The sequence below is a fragment of the Halomicrococcus gelatinilyticus genome, from assembly GCA_024227995.1.
Lineage (GTDB): Archaea > Halobacteriota > Halobacteria > Halobacteriales > Haladaptataceae > Halomicrococcus > Halomicrococcus gelatinilyticus.
Window position 1 is genome coordinate 1,799,402 of the sequence record CP100465.1, and the last position, 22,360, is coordinate 1,821,761.

Sequence of the window (22,360 nt, forward strand, 5' to 3'; positions counted from 1 at the left end):
GCATTCCGCGACTATCACCGGTGAGCACACGATGGCTGGTGGCTGCTTTACACGCCGGGCGCTCGCCCGCTAATTCAGTAGTCACCACCATCGTCGATTCTCCGCCGGCTCTCGCACGCCCCCGGAGCGACGCGCTCCGAGACATCTATGGCGACGCGTCCCGGGGTCGTCGACCGCCATGCTCGCGGTCGAACGGGGAGCCGCAGCACCCGCTTCAACAATGTCACGACAGGATTCAGAGTCACGAGTAGTGGTATCGCTGCCAGACGGGTCCGAGCGCGCCTTCGGGGGACCCGTCACGGTCGAGGACGTCGCCTACGACGTCGGCCCGGGGCTCGGCGACGACTGCGTCGCCGGCCTCGTCGACGGCGACCTGGTCGCGCCGGAGCACCGCATCGAGAACGACGCCGACCTCCGGGTCGTCACCCCCGACTCGGAGGCGTACCGGCGCGTCCGGCGCCACTCGGCGGCGCACGTGCTCGCGCAGGCAGTCCTTCGACGATATCCCGACGCCGACCTCGCCATCGGTCCGCCGACGGACGAGGGGTTCTACTACGACTTCGACGGGGTCGAGGTCGACGAGGACGACCTCGAAGCCATCGAGGCCGAGATGCGCGACATCGTCGAGGCCGACCACGACGTCGTCCGCGAGGAGGTCAGTCCCGAGCAAGCACGCGAACGCCTCGCCGACCAGCCGTACAAGCGGGAACTGCTGGACGAGCTGGTCGACGCCGGCGAGCAGGTGACGTTCTACCGCCAGGGCGAGTTCGAAGACCTCTGTGCCGGTCCGCACGTCGCGTCGACGGGCGAGGTCGGCGCGGTGTCGCTGCTGGAGATCGCGGGCGCGTACTGGCGCGGCGACGAGGACGAGGCGATGCTCACGCGCATCTACGGCACGGCGTTCGGCTCCGAGTCGGACCTGGAGGAGTTCCTCGAACGCCGCCAGGAGGCCCGCGAGCGCGACCACCGGAAGATCGGCCGGGAGCTCGACCTGTTCTCGGTGCCGGACCACTCGCCGGGCTGCGTCCACTTCCACCCGAACGGGATGGCGATGCGTCGCGAACTGGAGGCGTACGTCCGCGCCCGGAACGACGACCTGGGGTACGACGAGGTGGCGACGCCGGAGCTCAACAAGGCCGACCTCTGGAAGCCGACGGGCCACTACGACGCGTTCCGCGAGGAGGGCGAGATGTTCGCGTGGGAGCAGGACGGGAACGAATACGGCCTGAAGCCGATGAACTGCGCGAACCACGCCCACCTGTACGACCGCCGGCGCTACTCCTACCGCGACCTGCCGGTCCGCTTCTCGGAGTTCGGCACCGTCTACCGCAACGAGCAGTCCGGCGAGCTGTCGGGGCTGCTCCGCGTCCGCCGGCTGACCCAGGACGACGGCCACGCGTTCCTCCGGCCCGACCAGCTCGAAGCGGAGCTCGAACGCACCATCCGCACCATCGAGGACATCTACGGCGACTTCGACCTGGAGGTGCTGTACAAGCTGGAGACGAAGGGCGAGAACGCGGTCGGCAGCGACGACGTCTGGGAGACGGCGACGGACGCCCTCCGGAGCGCGCTCGAATCCGAGGGGCTCGACTACGAGGTCGAGGACGGCGAGGCCGCCTTCTACGGCCCGAAGATCGGACTCGACGTCCGCGACGCCATCGGCCGCGAGTGGACCATCGGCACCGTGCAGGTGGACTTCAACATCCCGGCGCGCCTCGACCTCGTCTACGTCGACGAGGACAACGAGGAGCGCCGCCCGGTGATGGTCCACCGCGCGCTGCTGGGGTCGCTGGAGCGCTTCCTGGGCGTGCTCGTCGAGCACTTCGGCGGCGACTTCCCGCCGTGGCTCGCGCCAGAGCAGGTGCGCGTGCTGCCGATCAGCGAGGACGACCGCGCGTACGCTCACGAGGTGGCCGACGCGCTCGACGAGTTCCGCGTCGCGGTGGAGGACCGCGACTGGACGCTCGGCAAGAAGATCCGGACGGCACACGACGACCGTGTCCCGTACATGCTCGTCGTCGGCAGTGACGAAGCCGCGGCCGGCACGGTGTCCGTGCGCGACCGCGCGGAGCGCGAACGCGGCGACGTCGACCTCGCCGACTTCCGCGAGCGACTCCAGCGGGAGTGTGCCGAGAAACGGCTCGACCCCGGCGTGATACGGTGATATCGACCGGTGCCGGTCCGAAGTGGCGCTCGGCGGCTCCCGGCCCCGGTGGCTGGCCGGGCGACGGCAATCAGTTCTTCAGTCGTCGACTGCATCACGTCCTCGTTGTCTGGAACCGAACGCCGCTGTTCCGGGCGTCGTTGGGCGATTCCCCCGCAGTCGATCGGTCTGGCGCACGCTCGGGCCTCCTCGACTATCGGATGCGTGCTGGACTCTTTCTCGACGCCCACCTCTTTTGCGGGCGGAAAACAGTCCCCAAGAACATTTAACTGGTGGCTGTCATGTCGTGGTATGAATCGTGTCCTCCTGTACTATGCGTCACAGGTCGTCACCGGTGGCGCCTTCGTCTTCTTGGCCGCATCGAACGCGCTCTCGAACGGCGCCGGTGTCAGCATCCCCACGGTGCTGATGATAATCGGCGGTGCAGGGATGATTCTCGGGAGCGGCTACCACGTGCTGCATTCGAACTACGACCGCGTCGAACTGGGCACGACCACGTTCTGGCTCGCTATCGTGGGGGCGGTACTCGTCCTCGTCGCCGCAGTGCTGTCGGTCGCGTTCTGACCCTCCCCGAAGACGTCCTGCCTGGAGATGCGAGTGCGCCGAGAAGCGACTCGAACCGACGTTCCTGGCCGACGGGTGATGCACGCTCCTGGCTAGATTCTCGCCGTCTCCCATCGAAGTGTTCAAGGTCGCGAAACCGTGAGTAACGGGGTATGAACCGCGCAGAGAAGGCGAGCTTGCAGTTGCAGGCCGTCTCCGTCCTCCGGATGCTGAAGGAGACGCGGACCTACGACGAGCTCGCAGAGGTGACCGGCCTCCCCGCCGGCGACCTGAACCGCTACGTGAACGGGCACGTCCTGCCGAGCGCCGACCGCGCCGAGACGGTCGTGGAGGGCGTCGGCCGCGAGGAACTCGCCGAGGAGCTCCAGGCCCGGACGCGCAGGGACAGCGAGGGGTACGTCGACAACTCCGGCGTCGTCTTCGACCAGCAGTTCCTCGACCTCGTCGCGCCCGTGGCGGCGGAGACGTTCGACTTCGACCGCCCCGACGTGGTGCTCACCGCGGCGACGGACGGCATCACGCTCGCGGCGGCGATGGCGAGCTACTTCGGCGCCCGCTCGGCGTACGCCAAGAAGGGCAAGGAGACGGCCGTCGAGGAGTTCATCGAGTCGCGTCAGCGGCTAGCGTCCGGCATCGAACTCACCTACTACCTCCCGTCGTCGGCCGTCGCTCCCGGCGAGTCGGTGCTCGTCGTCGACGACCTCATCCGCTCGGGCGAGACCCAGGAACTGCTGCTCGACATCGCCGAGCGCGCGGACGCCGAGGTGGCGGGCGTCTTCGCGCTCATCGCCGCCGGCGAGGAGGGCATCGACCGCGCGAAGGGGCGCACGGACGCGCCGGTCGGCGCGCTGACGACGTTCGAGTGACCGGCGACGACGTTCTCGCCACTTTCGTCCGGCTGCTAGATGGCAGAAACGAACGCTCGCCCTAAAATTACGAACGTTCACGAACTTGAATGATGGTCGTCGGGCCGCGAGCGTCCTGACGGCGGACAGCCTGGATCTGTCTGTGCCCTCCGACGACGGCGCGTGTTGAACGTTCGTGTATAGGATTGTCGCCGATGGACGGAAATACTTAAATGCCTGCTATTCTCGATGCTCAAACGTGCATCATGGGCGCACTATCTGAGTACTTCGGCTTCGAGGAGAACGACACCGACCTCGCCACCGAGGTCATCGCGGGCATCACCACGTTCCTGACGATGTCGTACATCGTCGTGGTGAACCCCGCCATCATGACACAGTTCCCCGGCGAGGACGGCAAGCCGGGCATCGCAATCCAGGGCTACTCGCCGATGGAGGTCCAGCAGATGCTCGCCGTCGTCACCATCCTGGCGTCGGCGGTCGCCATCTTCGTGATGGCGTTCTACGCCAACCGGCCGTTCGGACAGGCGCCGGGCCTCGGCCTGAACGCCTTCTTCGCGTTCACCGTCGTCGGGGCGCTGGGCATCCCGTGGCAGACGGCGCTCGCCGCCGTGGTCACCGAGGGCATCATCTTCATCATCCTCACTGCCATCGGCGCGCGTGAGTACATCATCCGCCTGTTCCCCGAACCGGTGAAGTTCGCCGTCGGGACGGGCATCGGACTGTTCCTCGCCATCATCGGCCTCGAGGAGATGTACGTCGTCGTCGACGACCCGGCGACGCTGATCACGCTGGGCAACCTCGCACAGGACCCCATCGCCATCATCTCGATCGTCGGTCTGTTCCTGACGCTCGCACTGTACGCACGGGGTATCCCCGGGTCGATCGTCCTCGGCGTCGTCCTGACGAGCGCCGCCGGCTGGGTGGCCTCCTCGATGGGCGTCGAGAGCGTCCACCCGACCGCGCCGCTCGCGCCCTCTATCCCGAGCCCGCAGTACGACATCACGCCGCTCGTCGGCGCGTTCCTGGATGGCTTCGGGAACGTCGACGCGTTCGCGTTCTCGCTCGTCGTGTTCACGTTCTTCTTCGTGGACTTCTTCGACACCGCCGGCACGCTGACCGGCGTCGGCCAGGTGGCCGGCTTCCTCGACGAGGACGGCAATCTCCCCGACATCGACAAGCCGCTGATGGCCGACGCCATCGGCACGACCGTCGGTGGGATGCTCGGCACGTCGACGGTGACGACGTACATCGAGTCCGCGACCGGCGTCGAGGAGGGCGGCCGCACGGGCATGACCGCGCTCGTCGTCGGCCTCCTGTTCCTCGCGGCGCTCGCCGTCGTCCCGCTCGCGGCCGCGGTGCCGCTGTACGCCTCCCACATCGCACTGGTGGTCGTCGCCATCATCATGCTCGGCAACGTCACCGACATCGACTGGGACGACATCACCTACGCCGTTCCGGCGGGCATGACCATCATCATCATGCCGCTGACGTTCTCCATCGCCTACGGCATCGCGGCGGGCATCGTCAGCTACCCCATCGTGAAGACGGCGACCGGCGAGTGGCGCGACGTGCGCCTCGGCCAGTGGCTGCTCGCGCTCGCGTTCGTCGTCTACTTCTTCGTCCGCACGAGCGGCATCCTCCAGGCACAGGTCTGAGACTGCTCGCGCGAGGACCCCGATTCCACCTCTCGCACCGCGCCGTCGACGATTCGCGGTGTCGCCCCGCTCCTCCCCGCCCGCTGTTGGCTTTCTTTCCGCTCTCGCTGTTCTCCTCTCGGTAGCGTCGCCGCTTCGCTGGCCGTCGACCCACGAGAAACACAGGTTGCCGCGTCGCCTCGTCGTGTAGCTTCGTCGCCGCGTCGCCTCGTCGTCCTCTCCCGGGTCGCCCTACCGCGAGAGGACGGCCCGGGCCGCGAACAGCAGGTTCTCCTTGCGCTCCATCACGCGCCGGTAGAAGTACGAGAGCCACTTGCCACCGTAGGGGACGTACTGCCAGACCTCGTAGTCCTCGGCGAGTTCGTACTGGGCGTCCTCGCGCACCCCCATCAGCATCTGGATCTCGAAGTCGGTACCGTACTCCTCGTGGAGTTCCCTGGCGTGCTCGATCATCGCGGGGTCGTGGCTGCCGACCGCGATGCCGCCGTCGAACTCCCGGAACATGTACTCCAGGTACTCGCGGTACACCTCGTCGACGCGCGCCTTGTCCTTGTACGCTATCTCCGCGGGTTCGTCGTACGCGCCCTTGACGAGGCGGACCTTGCCCGGCACGTCCGCGAGGCGTTCGAGGTCCGCCTCGGTGCGCTTGAGGTTCGCCTGGACGCAGACGCCGATGCCGCCCTCGTGTTCGTACGCGAGCTGTTCGAAGGTGTCGAGGGTCGCGTCGGTCGTCTCGTGGTCCTCCATGTCCATCCAGACGAACGCGTCGTCGGCGGCGTCGGCGATGCGCTCCATGTTCTCGCGGTAGACGTGCGTGCCGACGTCGAGGCCGACCTGCGACGGCTTGACGGAGACGCACGCGGAGACGTCCGAGCGCTCGATGTCGTCCAGCAGGCGGAGGTACGCCTCGGCGTCCTCGTCGGCTGCCCGCCGGTCGTCGTAGTGCTCGCCGAGCAGGTTCAGGATGACGTTGACGTCGCGCTCGTTCATCGCCCGCGCGTGGTCCAGCGCCTCCGCTGGCGTCTCGCCGGCGACGAACTTGCTCGCGATCGGGGGTATCATGGCCGTGCGTTTGCACGCCCACGTCTTATTAGTATATAGTCCGCCCGTTCGCGAGCGCAACCTCCGGTTCGACGGTCGACCTCGGGTTTCGCCTTCCGCCGCCGGAGCGAATCTCCGATTCTTAAGGTACGCCCGTTCGCCTATCCGACCATGGACGTGTTCGAAGTCGTGGTCGTTGCGTTCTGGGCGATGCTCCCCGCCTACGTGCCGAACAACGTCGCGGTCCTGGCGGGCGGCGGCGCGCCCATCGACGGCGGCCGGACCTGGCGCGGGCGTCGACTCCTCGGCGACGGGAAGACGTGGCGCGGCACCGCCGCAGGCGTCGCGGGCGGCGCCCTGCTCGCGCTCGCGCTGAACGCGGTCCGCTCTCCGGCGGGCGACGCGGTCGGCGTCGCGCTCCCGGCGTTCCCGCTCGCCGTCGTCGTCGCGCTCCCGGCGGGCGCGATGGCCGGCGACATCCTCGCGTCGTTCCTCAAGCGCCGGACGGGCCGCGAGCGCGGCGCAGCGTTCCCCGGCCTCGACCAGCTGGACTTCGTCGTGCTGGCGCTGCTGTTCTCGCTGGTCGCCGCGCCCGGGTGGACGACCGACACGTTCACCCTCCCGGTACTGGCCGTCGTCGTCGTGGTGACGCCGCTGCTCCACCTGTCGACGAACGCGGGCGCCTACGCGCTCGGGCTGAAGGACGAGCCGTGGTGACGGCGTTCCACCGCTCGTCGCTCCGCCGTCCGTACTAGCGCTGGCGTATGCGCTCTATCTCGGCCGTCGTCCGCGTCTCGAAGAACGCCGTGACGGGGACCAGCAGGACCCAGGTGGCGATGGCCAACAGCGGGTCGGCGAGCGCGACGCCCATGGAGAGCAGGAAGACCAGCGGCGAGGCGACGAACCGGGCCGCCTGTATCCCGACGAGCCGCGAGGTGAGGCCCTCCGCGACGAGGTCCTTGCGGGCCGCGTAGGCCCACGTCGTAGCGAGCACGAAACCGGTGAGCGCCTGCGCCCCCGCGTAGAACATCACGCCGAAGCGGCCGGGGTAGGTGCTGAACATCGCCGTCGCGTAGGGGAGGAACCCCACGACGAGCAAGAAGAGGAGGTTCAGCCACAGCAGCGGGCGGTCGTGCCGGTCGACGTAGGCGAACACGCGCCGGTGGAGTATCCAGTAGAGGCCGATGACCAGGAAGCTGAGCACGTAGCCGAAGAACTCCTGCCACTGCTCGACGACGAGCGACGGTAGATCGGAGGTCGAGGCCCCCGGCGGGAGCGTCGGCACCGTTATCTCGAGGACCAGCAGCGTGATGACGATGGCGAAGACACCGTCGCTCAGGGCGATGAGACGCCCCGTCTCCGCGGACTCCCGCTCGACCCCCTTCGACATCCCCGTCGCGGTACGACGCACCGTCACTTCTATCTGTCCGCGGTCGACCACGTCACGTCCTCGTCACACGGACCGATTCGATCGGTCCGGTGGTCGTTCTCGCCCGTTCACGCGGACCGTCGCACCCGTTCCGTGATTCCTCCGACCGGTCCCGGAGTCGTGCGAACGTCTGACGAAGCATTAAGTGGTGTCAGGTCAAATATGTGCGACAACGATGGGCAACAAGAACAAGACGATCTCCTTCCGGGTGAACGAGGACTCGTTCGAGACCCTGCGGGAGATCGCCGAGAAACGCGACATCTCGTTGTCCGCGGTGTTCCGCGACTACGTCGACATGCTCGTCGCCCACGACGGGAAGGTCCGCGTCGTCCCGGAGAACCAGGTCGAGGAGAGCGACGGAGACGAGTCGGAGTTCCCGCCGAAGGTCGAGGTCCCCAAGAGCTTCGTCCGCGAGCACGAGCGCCTGGAACTGGAGGCCGACCACCTGCGAGAGCAGCTGCAGGAGCACAAGGAGTACGTCCGCCGCCTCCAGGAGCAGGTCGACGCCGACACGACCGAGGAGGAGGTCGTCAACCTCGAGGAACTCGACGACGAACTCGACACCGAGGAGACGTACCAGATCGGATAGTGCCGCCGCGTCGCCCGCCCGTACTTCTTTTCGCGTCCTCTCGCGTCACCCGGACAGCGACCGCTTCTTCCGTCGCGCGCGGTCCGCCATCTCCGTCTCGCCCTCGACGTCGGCGAGCTCCTCGACGGCCTCGAGCGTCCGGACCGACTGGTCGAGGAAGGAGAGGACGTCGCCGGAGTAGGCGTACAGCATGTAGTCGTCGCCCATCACGTCGACGATGGCGTCGGGGCCGAGGCCCTGCTCGCGCAGCTCCAGCAGGTAGCGCATGAACTTCCGCTCGGGGCAGCCACAGTAGGGGTTGGAGTCGCAGTCGCAGTCCAGGAAGTCCTCCGCGAAGTCGAGCACGCGGTCGCGGGTCGCGTCGTCGAGCTTCGCGAGGCCGTCGCCCTGGAACAGCAGGTCGAGCGTCGCCCCCTTGAACGCCCCTTTCGGGATGTTCGTCTCCAGCTGCGAGGAGAGCTGGCGGTGGTTCTTGACGTAGATCTTGTCCGTGATGGCCACGCTTGCTCGGTCCGTACTCGTCTGGGTCGGATAAGCGTGTCGTCGGCGTCGCTTCCGCGCTCGTGTGCCGGACACACAAAGCATTTCCACGCCACCCGCGTCGGAACGAGCATGAGCGACTCCTCCAGCGTCGACCTGGCGTTCGACGAGAACGACCTGCTCCCCGCCGTCGCCCAGAGCGTCGAGACGGGCGAGGTGCTGATGCTCGCGTACGTCACACCCGAGGCGGTCGAGCGGACCCGCGAGACCGGCCTCGCCCACTACTACTCGCGGAGCCGGGACGAACTCTGGCAGAAAGGGGCGACCAGCGGGAACGTCCAGCGCGTCGAGGAGGTCCGCGTCGACTGCGACGGCGACGCCCTCCTCTACCGCGTCGAGCAGTCGGGCGGCGCGTGCCACACCGGCTACCGGTCCTGCTTCTACCGCACCCTCGACGGCGAGACGGTCGGCGAACGGGTGTTCGACCCCGACGAAGCGTATGACTGACCGCGTCGCGGCGCTCCGGGACGCCGACGAGGCGTACCGCGAGGTCGACGCCGCCATCGCCGAGCGCGGCGAGGCGACCGTCGAGCGCGTCGCCGACGCCCACCGGCGCGCGACCGACCTGCTGGACCGCTACGAGGAGCGCGCCACCGGCACCGGCGACTTCGAGGCGTTCGTGCGGTTCCAGGGCGAGTTCACGGACCTCGTCGAGGACCTGCCCGACGACCTGCCTCAGCGCGACGCCTTCGAGCGCGCGGAGGACGTCCTCGACCGCCGCCGACTCAGCGAGCGCCACTTCGAGCAGGTGCGCGAGGAACTCGCCGCCGCCCGCGAGATCGCCGCCCTGCTCGACGAACGGGCGGAAACGTGCGAACGCTACCGCGACGCCCGCCGTGCCGTCTCCCGCCGGACGGCCGACCTCGACGACCGCGTCGCCGACCTCGAACGACTGCTGGAACTCGGCGACGCGGACCTCGCCGCGCCCGTCGACCACGTTCGAGACCCCATCGAGGCCTACGACGAGGCGGTCGCCGCGGCGTTCGCGGAGTTCAGGCGCGAGGCGTCCGCCCGCGAGGTCGTCGCCTTCCTCGCGGCGACCGAGAACTACCCGCTCGTGGAGTTCGCGCCGCCGCCGCAGGCGCTCCGGGAGTACGTCGCCGACGCCGACGTGGCCGACGAGCCCATCCCGGACCTGCTGGAGTACGCCGGGTACTCGCGGTCGAAGCTCGACCACTACGTCGACGACCCCGCGCGGCTCAAGCGCTGCGTCGCGACCAACGAGACGTACCTCGACCGCCTCGACGCCGGCCCGCTGCAGGTCGGCTGGCCGCCGCGCCCGGCGTCGGAACTGCGCTGGTGGTGCGAGGAGGCCGTCCGCGTCGTCGACCGCTTCGCGCCCCCGTCGGTCGTCGAGCGCCTGCACGACGTCGCGGCGCTCGCCCGCGACGAAGACGAGTTCGAGCGCGTACGCACCGCCGCGCGTGCTCGCGCGGAACTGACCGACGAAGAGCGCCGCCGCCTCGAAGACGGCGCGGTCGCCGCGGAACTGGAGGAGGCCCGTGCGGAGCGCGACCGTCTCGAAGACGCGCTAGCGGAGTATCCGGAGCGTTGATTTGCGAGCACCGGCTGCTACCTCTCCGTTTCGCGCTGTCCGGATTTTCATCCCCTGGCGGATTGGAAGGGCGAGGGCGGTTCGGCGCACCCCGGCGACGTAAGCACTGCAACGAGTGACTGCAAGGAGCGAGTGAAGCGCGCAGCGAGCCGCGGGAGTCGAACCGCCCGAGGGCTTTCGGGGCTATCGTTCCGGAGACGTTCGGATACACGAATAGAGAACGAGACTCGTCGGGACTCCCGAAAGCCCTCGCCCTTTCAGTCCGCCAGGACCTCGGTCGGTCGGCCTCGCGACACGCGCGGTGGCTCACCGCTCGTCCCATCAGCGAATGAACCGTCGCTCGCTACTTCTGGACGACGACGCAGGGGCGGGCGCGGTCGGCGAACTCGCGGTCCTCGGCGTCGACGAGCTTCCAGTAGCTCCGTGGCCGGCGGCCGGTCACCTCGCGAACGTCGTCGTAGGTGAGCAGGTTCCGGCTGTCCAGGACGAGTTCGAACGCCTCGCGGCGGCGGCCGTCGAACTCGCGGTCGAAGTGTGCTCGACTGTAGCGGTTGGGGTAGTTGAGCACGAGGTGGCCGCCGTCGCGGACGCGGTCCCACAGCGCGGCGACGGCGCGCTCGGCGTCCGCGACGAAGTAGAGCGTGGCGACGCTGTACACCACGTCGAACTCGCGGTCGGTGTCCAGGTCCGGCAGGGCGTCGACGGCGAACGAAAGGTTGTCCAGCCCCATATCGTCGGCGCGCTCGCGGTTGTCAGCGACGACGGTCTCGGAGACGTCGAGGCCGACGAACTCCGTGTCGGGGAAGCGCTCGGCGAGACCGAACGGGCAGACGGCCGGGCCGCAGCCGACGGAGACGAAGTCGTCCGGGACGCCAACGCGCTCGAAGAACCGCGCGGCGAGGTTGACCATCGCCTCGCCGCCGACGTAGGCACAGCGGTCGTAGTCGGCCTCGCGGTAGAACCGCTCCCAGTCCATCATGGCCGCGCGTTGGACGGCACGGGGTGAAATCGCTTCGGTCCCTCGCGACGATTCGTCCCGCAGCGCTTCGGTCGCGTCGCGACGTTCGGCTCCGCAACGCTTTTGCCACTGCCTCACAACCTCCCGCACATGCCAACCGAATCCCGGCAGGGTGGTACCGTCCACGAGCCTCGTCTAGCCGCGGGATTCGGCTTCTTCTTCCCCGCCTGAGCGAGCGGTGGACTCCCCGGCGGTGCGACGCCGGACACTCCGGACGTCGGGGACGAAACCGCCCGCGACGCCCTCCCTTCAGAAGGGCTAAAACGGCGGACAGGGACGTACGAAGCGAGAACAAACCGTTCACGGACGATGAAACTACCAGAACCACAGGTCGCGGTGCTGGAAGCCGCGAGCGCGACGGAAGGACAGACCATCGAACAGCTGGCGGCGGTGACGGACCTGAAACCGGAGACGGTGACGGGTGCGGCCTTCGAACTCGAATCGGAGGACCTGGTCGACGTCGACGAGCGGACCGAGGAGACGGTCTCGCTCACCGACGAGGGCGAGACGTACGCCGCCGAGGACCTGCCCGAGGTCCGGCTCTACCGGGCGGCGCTCGACGCCGGTGCCGACGACGCGCCCGCCCCGATGGGCCAGGTCATCGGCCAGTCAGGGCTGGCGGGACCGCAGGTCGACATCGCGCTGTCGAACTACGCCCGGAAGGGGTACGGCAGCATCGAGGGCGGGGAGATAACGGCCGCGCCCGACGCCGACCCGGAGAGCGACGCCGAGGCGGCGGCGCTCGCGGAACTCGCCGACGGCGGGGCAGTCGACGACGCCGACGTCCTCGACCAGCTCGACCACCGGGGACTGGTCGAGCGCGCCGAGCGGACGGTGCGCTCGGTGACGCTCACCGACGAGGGGGTCGACGTGATGATGCTGGAGGGCGTCGAGACGGCCGAGACGGTGGGCCAGCTCACCCCCGAGATGCTCACGACCGGCGAGTGGCGCGAGGTCGACTTCGCCGACTACAACGTCGAGGCCGACGCCGAGCGCGTCGACGGCGGCAAGACCCACATCCTGCGCCAGACGGCCAACCGCGTGAAGGACGTCCTCGTCGGGATGGGGTTCGAGGAGATGGAGGGCCCGCACGCCGACGCGGACTTCTGGATCAACGACTGCCTGTTCATGCCCCAGGACCATCCGGCACGGACCCACTGGGACCGGTTCGCCCTCGAGGACCCGACCGAGATACGCGACCTGCCGGACGACCTCGTCGAGCGCGTCGAGCGCGCCCACCGCGAGGGCGTCGGCGAGGACGGCGAGGGCTACCACTCGCCGTGGAGCCGCGGGTTCGCCGAGGCCATCGCGCTGCGCGGTCACACCACGTCGCTGTCGATGCGCTACCTCTCCGGGTACGCGCAGGGCGACCTCGAACCGCCCCAGCGCTACTTCAGCGTCGAGAAGGTGTACCGCAACGACACGCTCGACCCGACCCACCTGCTGGAGTTCTTCCAGATCGAAGGGTGGGTGATGGCCGAGGACCTCTCGGTGCGCGACCTGATGGGGACCTTCGAGGAGTTCTACGAGCAGTTCGGCATCACCGACCTGCAGTACAAGCCCCACTACAACCCCTACACGGAGCCGAGCTTCGAGCTGTTCGGCAACCACCCCGAGACGGGCGAACTCATCGAGGTGGGCAACAGCGGGATGTTCCGCCCCGAGGTGCTCGAACCGCTGGGCGTCGACTGCGACGTGATGGCGTGGGGGCTCTCGCTGGAGCGGTTGCTCATGCTGATGTACGGCTTCGAGGACATCCGCGACGTCCACGGGACGCTGTGTGACCTCGAACTGCTGCGGGACACGGAGGTGCTACACTGATGCCAGTCGTCGACGTCGACCCCGACGAGCTACGGACGCTGACCGGCCACGACGAGAAGGACGACGAGGAACTGATAGACGACCTGTTCGCGCTCGGCCTGGAGTACGAGGGCGACACCGAGGACGGCGACCTGCAACTGGAGTTCGCCCCCGACCGCCTCGACCGCCTCTCCGTCGAGGGCGTCGCGCGCTCGCTGCGCTACCAGTACGGCGACGCTCGCGGCGTCTACGTCCCGAACGTCAACGACGCTGACTGGACCATCGAGGTGGCCGACAGCGTCCCCGACGAGCGCCCCTACGTGACGGGTGCGGTCGTCCGGGACGTCGACCTCGACGAGGACGCGCTCGACTCGCTCATCCAGTTGCAGGAGAAACTGCACGCCACGATGGGCCGCAAGCGCGCGAAGGGCGCCATCGGCATCCACGACCTGACGATGCTGAAGGGGCGCGCGGCGACCGACGGTGACGGGGACGGCAACGCCCCTGGCAAGTCCATCACCTACCGGGGCGTCGCCCCCGACGGCGACCGGTTCGTCCCGCTGGACGCCGACGCCGAGATGACGCCTGCGGACGTCCTCGAAGACCATCCGACCGGCGAGACGTACGCGCCGCTGGTCGACGAGTACGACCGGTATCCCGCCATCTACGACGACATCGGCCTGTTCTCGTTCCCGCCGGTCATCAACGGCCGCCGGACGGAGGTGTCGACGGACTCTCGCGACCTGTTCGTCGAACTCACCGGCACCGACCAGTGGACCATCGACCACATGTGCACCATCATCTGCTACGCGCTCGACGCCCGCGGGGCGACGGTCGAGCGCGTCGAGGTCGAGTACCCCGACCGCACCCTCGTCCGGCCGGACCTCTCCGTCCGGTCGAAGACGGTCGCCCACGACCAGATCGAGACGACGCTGGGCGTCGACCTCGGTCCCGACGAGGTCGTCGACCTGCTGGAGCGGTCCGGCCTCGACGGCGAGACGGCCGAGGACGCGGACGGGAATCTCGTCTACGAGGTCGAGATTCCGCCCTACCGCGTCGACGTGCTCCACCCCGTCGACGTCGTCGACGACGTTGGGCGCGCCTACGGCTTCAACGACCTCTCGCCGCGCTACCCCGACGTGGGGACGGTCGGCGGCCGCCACGAGCGCTCTAACCTGGAGGACGCCGCCCGCGACGTGCTCGTCGGCCTCGGCTTCGAGGACCTGCTGAACTTCCACATGATCAGCGAGGAGGACAACTTCGAACGGATGAACCTCGCGGACCCCGGGTCCGACGGCGGGGATGGCGACGACCGGGACGACGCGCTCGGGGACGACGCCCCGGCGACCATCAAGAACCCCTACAGCGAGGACTACACGATGCTCCGGACGTGGGCGCTCCCGTCGCTCATGCTCGTCCTGGAGAACAACACGCACCGCTCGTACCCCCAGGACCTCGCGGAGATCGGCCTGGCGGCGCACGTCGACGAGAGCGAGAACACCGGCGTCGCCGAGCACCGGACGGTCGCTGGCGTGCTCGCGCGCCACGATGCCTCCTACGAGGACGCCAAGGCCCGCCTGCAGGCCGTCGCGCGCAACTTCGACGTCGACCTCGCGACCCCGGCCATCGACCACCCCTCGTTCATCGACGGGCGGACGGCCGCGGTCGTGATGGACGGCGAGACGGTCGGCGTCGTCGGCGAGGTCCACCCCGCGGTGCTCGTCGACCACGACCTCGAACTACCGGTCGCTGCGTTCGAGTTCCGCCTCGACGCGCTGAAGTGACCGCGCTGTCGGCCAAAGAACGGCCGTTCTCTCCTTCCTTGCTCACCCTTCGAACTCGTCCGCGACCGCTTCGATATCCGGGACCGTCAGGTCCGGGTCGCCGTCGAACGGCTCCCAGGGGCCGCCGTCGCGGTTCACCCAGACGGCGTCCATCCCGGCGTTACCGGCTCCCATCACGTCGAACCACCCGGCCGCGACGTGCGCGATGCGGTCTATCGGGGTCCCCGTCCGCCCGGCGGCGTGCCGGTAGAGGTCGGCGGCCGGCTTGAACTGCCGAATCTCGTGGGCGCTGACGGTGTCCTCCAGCAGGTCCTCGATGCCCGCGTGGGCGACCATCGAGTCGAGCATCGCCGGGTTCCCGTTCGAGAGGACGTAGAGGTCGTACCCCTGCTCGCGCAGGCGCTCCATGCCCGGGCGGACGTCGTCGAAGACGTCGAGTTCGTGGTACACCGAGAGGATCTCGTCGCGCTCGTCCGCGGGGAGGTCGACGCCGTGGGCCGCCAGCGCCCCCTGGAGGGCGTGGCGGTTCACCTCGTAGAACGGTTCGTAGGCGTCGACCTGTCCGGCGAGGAAGGTGTACTCCAGCGACCGCGCCCGCCAGAGCCGTGAGACGGGCTCCGGGTCGTCGACGCGGTCGGCGAGCGCGCGCTCCGCTGCGTCGGTGTCGACGAGCGTGCCGTACGAGTCGAAGGTGATCGTCTCGATGTCGTCGGGGTCGACCATGCGCCCCCTACGCCGTCGCGAGTCTTAGAGGTCGCCCCCGACGGCGTCCTCGACGGCGAGTCAGTGGGTGTCGTCGGCGAGGTCCATCCCGCGGTGCTCGTGGAACACGACCTCGAACTACCGGTCGCCGCGTTCGAGTTCCGACTCGGCGCGCTGGAGCAGGTCCGGCGGTTCTCTGCTCGGGAGCGCTACTTCTCTTCGTCCGACGCCTTCCGGAGTCGGTTTCCGAGTAGCGCCGCTCCGCTCAGAACGCCGGCCACGCCGGTCCCGAGATCGAAGCCCGGGAGGCCAGTGTCGTTCGACTCCGTCTCTAACCAGGCCTTCGTGCCGGGAGTAGACGAAGTCCTGGCGGCCGAGGTCGTCTCCCGGGTCGTCGGCGTCGCGGTCGTGGTCGTCGTCGAGGTGACCGGCGATTCGGCCGGGTCACCCTTGACGCAGACGAGTTGGCCGCCCCACGTGTGGATGAGATACCGGTTGTCGGTCGGAATCGGGGTCCCGAGGAACTCGTTGTCCTTCCAGTTATCGAGGCCCTCCAGCGACTTCTCGAACACCGTCTCGCCGGTGAAGACGTTCAGGCCCACCAGCGATTTGCCGATGGTGGTCACGAGGACGTTCCTCGCGACGGAGACCCCCGTGGGGATGGCTTCGTACTCGTTCGTCCACGGCGTACTCGGTGGCAGGCCGCCCCGGACCTTCGCGGACACGCCCGCGTCCGTCCCCAGGATGAACGAGGACAGCACGCGCCCGTCGGCGACCGCCGACTGTTCCAGCGTCGCCCAGTAGTCGGCGTGGTTGAACCCGCACTTCTCGTCGGGCTGTGGGCTCGTCCGCTTGATGAACATCCCGTCGGCCTGCCACGTGTACGTGTTCATCGGTGCGTTCGGGAACGGCTGGCCGAGGACGTGGATCCGATGCGTCCGCCCGCTCGGACTGACGACCGGTGGACGGTACGGAACGTCGCCGGGCGGATTGTTACAGTCCGCGTCTCGATAGGGGTCGAGTCTATCGTCCCAGACGACCGACTCGTTCTCGACGTCGATCCGCTTGAGCCCCTCGTAGTAGCCCGTGTAGTAGATGCTCCCGTCTTTGATCGCCAGCCCGGCGCTCGAGCCACGTCCGAGTTTTATCTCGAACACCGCTTCCCCGGTCTCGGCGTCGAACCCCCTGACGCCGCCCGGAGTACCGGCGACGTCGCCTTGGACGAACGGAGCGTAAACCACGCCGTCGTAGACTGACGGTGGTGCTTCGAAGGTTCCGTACGGTTCGCCGTGAGCACGCTTGACCGACGAACTCTCCGGAACTTTTGGCCGTTCGCCTTTCCACCGTTCGTCGCCGGTCTCCGCGTCCAGTGCCACAATTTTGTCGATTCCCGCGAAGTACACCGTCCCGTCGGCCACGGCGGGCGAACTCGATATCCGGGGCGCACTCACGCCGTCAGGGGCCGCTTTCTCGTACGTCCAGAGAACGTCTCCGGAACGAAGGTCGACGCACCTGAAGACGGCAACGTCGTTGCCAGCGTAGCCACCACCGACGTAGACGCGACCGTCGGCGATGGCGGGAAGCGACTGGCGGTTCTGCCCGTTCCCGATGACGAACGCCGCCTCGTCCGTCTCGACCGTCCACTCGACTTCGAGGTTCCGGGTCGCTGGCGTGGCCGGCGTGTGCGCCGTGTTCTGCAGGTCGAAGCCCCGCATCGGCCAGTCGGTCAGTTCCTCCGCGGATTGGGCCCCCGCAGACGAGGACGCTACTCCCGAAAGCGCGAGCGCTCCGGCAGTGGACCGAAGGAACGTCCGACGAGATGTCCGTGACATTCGTCCCAGACTGATTACTCCAGATTAATAATATTGACCAAAAACACGTCTGCGGCGTGATATATTCCATCGACCCGCGATTCTATCCACGCTCTAGTCGAATCGGTGACTCGCTCCGACCGAGATACTGACCGTCGTCAGTCGAGGTCCGCGCCGATGGCGTCTTCCACCGAGTCGAAGCCGTCCCGTTCCAGCAGGTCGAGAAGGCCTTCGTTGATGTCGCGCGCGATGGAGGGCCCGCGGTAGACGAGGCCGGTGTACAGTTGGACGACGTGCGCGCCCGCGCGAATCTTTCGATAGGCGTCTTCGGCGGTGAACACGCCGCCGACGCCGACGACCGGGACGTCCACGCGCTCGGCGACGAACCGGACCATCTCCGTCGCGCGGTCGGTCAGCGGCCGTCCCGAGAGGCCGCCCCCCTCGTCGCGGTGCTCGTTCCGGAGGCCGTCCCGGCGCTCGGTGGTCGTGTTCGTCGCGATGACGCCGTCCAGGCCGAGTTCCGTCACCAGGTCGAGCGCGTCCTCGACGGCAGCCTCCGGCAGGTCCGGCGAGAGCTTCACGAGCAGGGGGCTCGCGCCGGCGTCCTGGAGCGTCGTCAGGATGCGTTCGAGGTTCTCGCGGTTCTGCAGTTCGCGCAGCCCCGGCGTGTTCGGGCTGGAGACGTTCACCACGAAGTAATCGGCGTGCGCGGCCAGGCGCTCGTAGGTGTACAGGTAATCGTCCTCGGCGCTCTCCAGGGGCGTGGACTTCGACTTGCCGATGTTCGCACCGACCGGCACGTCCGGCAGCGTCTGGCTCGCCATGCGCGCGCCAACGCGGTCCGCGCCGTGGTTGTTGAACCCCATGCGGTTGATGATGGCTTCGTCCTCGCGGAGGCGGAACATGCGCGGCTTCGGGTTGCCAGCCTGCGCCTCGGCGGTCACGCCACCGATCTCGACGTGTCCGAAGCCGAGGCTGGCAAGAGCGGACGGTATCTCGGCGTTCTTGTCGAAGCCCGCGGCGACGCCAACGGGGTTGGGGAACCGCTGACCGAACGCGTCGACGGCCAGCCGTGGGTCCTCGACCTGGTACCGCGACGCGAGCAGTCGCTCGAACGGGGTTCCCTGGACGCCCCCGAGCAGCGCGTGGACGATGCCGTGGGCGGTCTCGGCCGGTAGCTGGTACAACAGCGGCTTGACGACGTCGTATCCGTTCATGAATGTAGTGAGCGTTGACCGGCGGGCATCTCGCGTGGACGGCCCACGGCGAACTCAGAACTCGTGCTCAACCTCGTCCTTGTCAGCCTTCTGGATGATGATCTTGTCTTCCCGGACGCGGACGAACACCTCGTCGCCGATCTCCATCCCGGCGACGGCCAGCTCGTCCTCGTGGAGGTTCACGTGGACGTTGTGGTATTCGCCGTCTTCGTCTTTCGCGCCACTCGGGCTGAGCTTCTTTTTCCGTACCATCGCGGTATCGTATGCAGTGGTTCGCTACAGGATGTACTTAAGTGTTTTCTACCGTACGGTTCCGTTCGGCCGTTCCTTGCGCGCACCTACGCCACCGAGCCACTTACTTTGCTCGGCTCCCTCGGTTTTCTGCCGTTCGAAATCGGAGCCCTCGGATTCAGGCTTATATATCTGTCGGCGTGAAAGGCTCATATCGGCGATATATTTATAACGAGCCCTGTGCTGGGTTGGCATGGAGGAGAAAAATCATGGTACGTGACGATGGTAAGCGAAATTTCGCACTGCGCGACACCGGCGGAGAAGAATCGAGCGTCTTCTCGGGTAACACTCCTCGACAGGCGGCGCTGAAGGCAGCGCGTCGTCTCGAACCAGCGGGTTCGGAGGACGAGGCAGACCGAACCGAGCTTCGACTTCGAGAGAAAGGGACCGACAAGGTCCACATCTACGAGGGCTGGTCCTGGGAGGAGGATGCTCCGTCCGACAAACCGGACTGGATGCCCGACGAGATAACCGAGGCGAACGTTTCCAAGCAAGGCATCGAGCACCTCGAGGAATGATCGCCCCGCGCTCGTCCAGTCGGACCGAGCGCCTGCACTGACCACGATTCTCTTTGCGCACGTACGCGAAAGTACAATAGTCTCTCAGCGGTCACACCGACAGCGGTCACGTCGTCCTGACCAGCGGTCGCCGCATCCTGGCGACGGCAGCGTTTTTATCCTCCCTGGACGTACCCCCGCCTGCGCGGGGCACATCCGACTGGACCGCACGCACGACGCGTGGGATGACTGGTCTGGCCTCCACCCGCGCAACAGTGGTGCGCTACTACTTCGAGAGCTCCGTAGTTCGTCACTCGTCGCCGATCGAGTCGTTCCTCCCGTGTTCGTGCGTCGCCCGTCGAGTTCGGGCACCGTTGTTAGTCAATATATCTCGAAGGACGTTTCCTTCGACGGTCTTAAGTGTAACCCTGCCATTCGTAGAAATGCGAACGCCGCCCGGTGGTTTCCCCCGCCGGGTGGACGCCCGAATCCGACGCCTTCAAGTAAGGCGCTCGGAGGCTCGGGCGAACGCACGCCGATCCGATGCCCTTAAATGTATAGGGTCGTTCAGATTGGATGTCGACGGCGTCCGGCGGTTTGGACGACCGGATGCACTCCTAATCCGACGCCCTTAAGTAATACGGGGCACTCGGATTGGATACGACGCGCCTTCGGCGGCTTCCGCCGAGGGCGAGCGGAATCCGACGCCCTTAAGTAAAACCGGGGCGTTGGGTAAGAACGCGAAGAAAGACGACGTGATTCGCGGAACGTTCAACTCGTTCCGCAGTCCCGGACCGATCTGGTGGGGGTCGCCCACCTGTCGGAGGCGGTTCGAAGGGCTTAAGTCCCTTCCCAGCCTACGAATAGGTCCGGAGGAAATGAGGATTCCACCCCTGCGGTCCGCCGTACACGATGGGATCTGATGTTAGCCTTGGCAGTTCGGTGACACCCGACCAGCGGATCGGTCTGGGGTCGTCGAACTGACGGACCACATAGCACATGCATTACGCATAGTGTCTCCGCCAGACCCACCGAGCATCACGCTCGGAAACCATTCCGGTTGATCCTGCCGGAGGCCATTGCTATCGGAGTTCGCTTTAGCCATGCTAGTCGCACGAGTTCAGACTCGTGGCAGATAGCTCAGTGACACGTGGCCAAACTACCCTATGGATCGGGATAACCTCGGGAAACTGAGGCTAATCCCGAATAAGGCTTCCACGCTGGAATGCGGGGAGCTGGAAACGTTCCGGCGCCATAGGATGTGGCTGCGGCCGATTAGGTAGACGGTGGGGTAACGGCCCACCGTGCCGATAATCGGTACGGGTTGTGAGAGCAAGAGCCCGGAGATGGATTCTGAGACAAGAATCCAGGCCCTACGGGGCGCAGCAGGCGCGAAAACTTTACACTGCACGACAGTGCGATAAGGGAACTCCGAGTGCGAGGGCATATAGTCCTCGCTTTTGTACACCGTAAGGTGGTGTACGAATAAGGGCTGGGCAAGACCGGTGCCAGCCGCCGCGGTAATACCGGCAGCCCGAGTGATGGCCGCTATTATTGGGCCTAAAGCGTCCGTAGCCGGCCGAACAGGTCCATCGGGAAATCTGCTCGCCTAACGAGCAGGCGTCCGGTGGAAACCAGTCGGCTTGGGGCCGGAAGACCTGAGGGGTACGTCCGGGGTAGGAGTGAAATCCTGTAATCCTGGACGGACCGCCGGTGGCGAAAGCGCCTCAGGAAGACGGACCCGACGGTGAGGGACGAAAGCTAGGGTCACGAACCGGATTAGATACCCGGGTAGTCCTAGCTGTAAACGATGCCCGCTAGGTGTGGCGCAGGCTACGAGCCTGCGCTGTGCCGTAGGGAAGCCGAGAAGCGGGCCGCCTGGGAAGTACGTCTGCAAGGATGAAACTTAAAGGAATTGGCGGGGGAGCACTACAACCGGAGGAGCCTGCGGTTTAATTGGACTCAACGCCGGACATCTCACCAGCTCCGACAGTAGCAGTGACGGTCAGGTTGATGATCTTACCTGAGCTACTGAGAGGAGGTGCATGGCCGCCGTCAGCTCGTACCGTGAGGCGTCCTGTTAAGTCAGGCAACGAGCGAGACCCGCACTCCTAATTGCCAGCAGTACCCTTGTGGTAGCTGGGTACATTAGGAGGACTGCCAGTGCCAAACTGGAGGAAGGAACGGGCAACGGTAGGTCAGTATGCCCCGAATGAGCTGGGCTACACGCGGGCTACAATGATCGAGACAGTGGGATGCCACACCGAGAGGTGGCGCTAATCTCCTAAACTCGGTCGTAGTTCGGATTGAGGGCTGAAACTCGCCCTCATGAAGCTGGATTCGGTAGTAATCGCGCTTCAGAAGAGCGCGGTGAATACGTCCCTGCTCCTTGCACACACCGCCCGTCAAAGCACCCGAGTGAGGTCCGGATGAGGCCACCATGCGGTGGTCGAATCTGGGCTTCGCAAGGGGGCTTAAGTCGTAACAAGGTAGCCGTAGGGGAATCTGCGGCTGGATCACCTCCTAACGAACGGGACCAGGCCGTCGCGCCTGGCCCACCTGCCACGTTCTACGTGGCAACGAGGGTTCCTCGACGACCTCGACCATTCCGCTGGTCGGGCACCTTTGAACTGCCAAGGCTAACGATGCCCTCGCCGCAAGGCGAGGTGGGCCCATAGCTCAGTGGTAGAGTGCCTCCTTTGCAAGGAGGATGCCCTGGGTTCAAATCCCAGTGGGTCCATCGCTTCGGGCCTCGAACGGTTCGCCGTTCAGGTCCGGATCAACGACCGATGCACCATCCCGTGAAAGCGTGGATGGGAAGGGTTCAAACACGCTCC

Annotated in this window: 19 protein-coding genes, 1 tRNA gene, 1 rRNA gene and 1 pseudogene; 14 read left to right on the forward strand and 8 right to left on the reverse strand. The window is 66.9% G+C overall.

What is annotated here, in order from left to right; all coding sequences use genetic code 11:
- Nucleotides 1–220 precede the first annotated feature (220 nt).
- The 4 genes from thrS to NKT36_RS09500 all read left to right on the forward strand — a co-directional run bounded on the left by thrS (nucleotide 221) and on the right by NKT36_RS09500 (nucleotide 5,249).
- A complete protein-coding gene (gene thrS / locus NKT36_RS09485; protein ID WP_327050810.1) occupies nucleotides 221–2,164 on the forward strand; it encodes a threonine--tRNA ligase in 1,944 nt (647 codons plus the stop codon).
- 291 nt (nucleotides 2,165–2,455) lie between these two features.
- Entirely contained in the window at nucleotides 2,456–2,728 is a 273-nt protein-coding gene (locus tag NKT36_RS09490) for a hypothetical protein (protein ID WP_327050811.1), read from the forward strand.
- Between the two features lie 152 nt (nucleotides 2,729–2,880).
- On the forward strand, nucleotides 2,881–3,594 hold the full coding sequence (locus NKT36_RS09495; RefSeq protein WP_327050812.1) for a phosphoribosyltransferase family protein: 714 nt from the start codon (nucleotides 2,881–2,883) through the stop codon (nucleotides 3,592–3,594).
- Between the two features lie 245 nt (nucleotides 3,595–3,839).
- Nucleotides 3,840–5,249 (forward strand): NCS2 family permease, encoded by a 1,410-nt coding sequence (locus NKT36_RS09500; protein ID WP_327050813.1) that lies wholly within the window; start codon nucleotides 3,840–3,842, stop codon nucleotides 5,247–5,249.
- Nucleotides 5,250–5,480: 231 nt separating this feature from the next.
- On the opposite strand, the gene NKT36_RS09505 is transcribed toward NKT36_RS09500, so the two are convergent.
- Nucleotides 5,481–6,311 (reverse strand): proline dehydrogenase family protein, encoded by an 831-nt coding sequence (locus tag NKT36_RS09505; RefSeq protein ID WP_327050814.1) that lies wholly within the window; start codon nucleotides 6,309–6,311, stop codon nucleotides 5,481–5,483.
- 150 nt (nucleotides 6,312–6,461) lie between these two features.
- On the opposite strand from NKT36_RS09505, the gene NKT36_RS09510 reads away from it, so the two are divergent.
- Nucleotides 6,462–7,007, forward strand: coding sequence for a CDP-2,3-bis-(O-geranylgeranyl)-sn-glycerol synthase (locus NKT36_RS09510; protein WP_327050815.1), 546 nt, complete (start codon nucleotides 6,462–6,464; stop codon nucleotides 7,005–7,007).
- A 34-nt stretch (nucleotides 7,008–7,041) separates the two neighbouring features.
- Here the strand turns inward: NKT36_RS09510 and NKT36_RS09515 are convergent, their stop codons facing one another.
- On the reverse strand, nucleotides 7,042–7,731 hold the full coding sequence (locus tag NKT36_RS09515) for a TMEM175 family protein (RefSeq protein ID WP_327050816.1): 690 nt from the start codon (nucleotides 7,729–7,731) through the stop codon (nucleotides 7,042–7,044).
- 163 nt (nucleotides 7,732–7,894) lie between these two features.
- On the opposite strand from NKT36_RS09515, the gene NKT36_RS09520 reads away from it, so the two are divergent.
- Complete coding sequence (locus NKT36_RS09520; RefSeq protein ID WP_327050817.1) at nucleotides 7,895–8,308, forward strand: ribbon-helix-helix protein, CopG family; 414 nt, start codon at nucleotides 7,895–7,897, stop codon at nucleotides 8,306–8,308.
- Nucleotides 8,309–8,353: 45 nt separating this feature from the next.
- Here the strand turns inward: NKT36_RS09520 and NKT36_RS09525 are convergent, their stop codons facing one another.
- Complete coding sequence (locus tag NKT36_RS09525; protein WP_327050818.1) at nucleotides 8,354–8,809, reverse strand: DUF5814 domain-containing protein; 456 nt, start codon at nucleotides 8,807–8,809, stop codon at nucleotides 8,354–8,356.
- 111 nt (nucleotides 8,810–8,920) lie between these two features.
- On the opposite strand from NKT36_RS09525, the gene hisI reads away from it, so the two are divergent.
- Both hisI and NKT36_RS09535 read left to right on the forward strand, forming a co-directional pair.
- Nucleotides 8,921–9,295, forward strand: a complete 375-nt coding sequence (gene hisI / locus NKT36_RS09530) for a phosphoribosyl-AMP cyclohydrolase (protein ID WP_327050819.1) — start codon at nucleotides 8,921–8,923, stop codon at nucleotides 9,293–9,295.
- A complete protein-coding gene (locus NKT36_RS09535) occupies nucleotides 9,288–10,403 on the forward strand; it encodes a DUF7118 family protein (RefSeq protein ID WP_327050820.1) in 1,116 nt (371 codons plus the stop codon). Before hisI ends, NKT36_RS09535 begins: the two co-directional genes overlap by 8 nt.
- 343 nt (nucleotides 10,404–10,746) lie before the next feature.
- On the opposite strand, the gene NKT36_RS09540 is transcribed toward NKT36_RS09535, so the two are convergent.
- On the reverse strand, nucleotides 10,747–11,382 hold the full coding sequence (locus tag NKT36_RS09540; protein ID WP_327050821.1) for a class I SAM-dependent methyltransferase: 636 nt from the start codon (nucleotides 11,380–11,382) through the stop codon (nucleotides 10,747–10,749).
- A 348-nt stretch (nucleotides 11,383–11,730) separates the two neighbouring features.
- On the opposite strand from NKT36_RS09540, the gene pheS reads away from it, so the two are divergent.
- Together pheS and pheT are read left to right on the forward strand one after the other, a co-directional pair.
- Entirely contained in the window at nucleotides 11,731–13,242 is a 1,512-nt protein-coding gene (gene pheS, locus NKT36_RS09545) for a phenylalanine--tRNA ligase subunit alpha (protein WP_327050822.1), read from the forward strand.
- Complete coding sequence (pheT, locus tag NKT36_RS09550; protein ID WP_327050823.1) at nucleotides 13,242–15,005, forward strand: phenylalanine--tRNA ligase subunit beta; 1,764 nt, start codon at nucleotides 13,242–13,244, stop codon at nucleotides 15,003–15,005. The genes pheS and pheT overlap by 1 nt, the downstream gene beginning before the upstream one ends.
- A gap of 42 nt (nucleotides 15,006–15,047) precedes the next feature.
- Here the strand turns inward: pheT and NKT36_RS09555 are convergent, their stop codons facing one another.
- Nucleotides 15,048–15,728, reverse strand: coding sequence for a haloacid dehalogenase type II (locus tag NKT36_RS09555; RefSeq protein WP_327050824.1), 681 nt, complete (start codon nucleotides 15,726–15,728; stop codon nucleotides 15,048–15,050).
- 3 nt (nucleotides 15,729–15,731) lie between these two features.
- On the opposite strand from NKT36_RS09555, the pseudogene NKT36_RS19240 reads away from it, so the two are divergent.
- Nucleotides 15,732–15,884, forward strand: a pseudogene (locus NKT36_RS19240) (hypothetical protein); the annotation flags it as partial.
- 32 nt (nucleotides 15,885–15,916) lie between these two features.
- Here NKT36_RS19240 and NKT36_RS09565 read toward each other — a convergent pair.
- The 3 genes from NKT36_RS09565 to NKT36_RS09575 form a co-directional block, all read right to left on the reverse strand.
- Nucleotides 15,917–17,539 carry an outer membrane protein assembly factor BamB family protein gene (locus NKT36_RS09565; protein ID WP_327050825.1) on the reverse strand — a complete coding sequence of 541 codons (1,623 nt, stop codon included), beginning with the start codon at nucleotides 17,537–17,539 and terminating at the stop codon, nucleotides 15,917–15,919.
- A gap of 137 nt (nucleotides 17,540–17,676) precedes the next feature.
- Complete coding sequence (locus NKT36_RS09570; RefSeq protein WP_327050826.1) at nucleotides 17,677–18,735, reverse strand: quinone-dependent dihydroorotate dehydrogenase; 1,059 nt, start codon at nucleotides 18,733–18,735, stop codon at nucleotides 17,677–17,679.
- A gap of 54 nt (nucleotides 18,736–18,789) precedes the next feature.
- Nucleotides 18,790–18,987: a hypothetical protein gene (locus NKT36_RS09575; RefSeq protein ID WP_007982308.1), complete on the reverse strand. Its 198-nt coding sequence runs from the start codon at nucleotides 18,985–18,987 to the stop codon at nucleotides 18,790–18,792.
- Between the two features lie 248 nt (nucleotides 18,988–19,235).
- Here NKT36_RS09575 and NKT36_RS09580 point away from each other — a divergent pair, with 248 nt between their 5' ends.
- From NKT36_RS09580 to NKT36_RS09590, 3 genes are all read left to right on the forward strand, one after another.
- On the forward strand, nucleotides 19,236–19,544 hold the full coding sequence (locus tag NKT36_RS09580) for a non-histone chromosomal MC1 family protein (RefSeq protein WP_327050827.1): 309 nt from the start codon (nucleotides 19,236–19,238) through the stop codon (nucleotides 19,542–19,544).
- A 1,032-nt stretch (nucleotides 19,545–20,576) separates the two neighbouring features.
- Nucleotides 20,577–22,048, forward strand: a 16S ribosomal RNA gene (locus tag NKT36_RS09585).
- A gap of 143 nt (nucleotides 22,049–22,191) precedes the next feature.
- Nucleotides 22,192–22,263 (forward strand) — tRNA-Ala (locus NKT36_RS09590).
- Nucleotides 22,264–22,360: the final 97 nt, after the last annotated feature.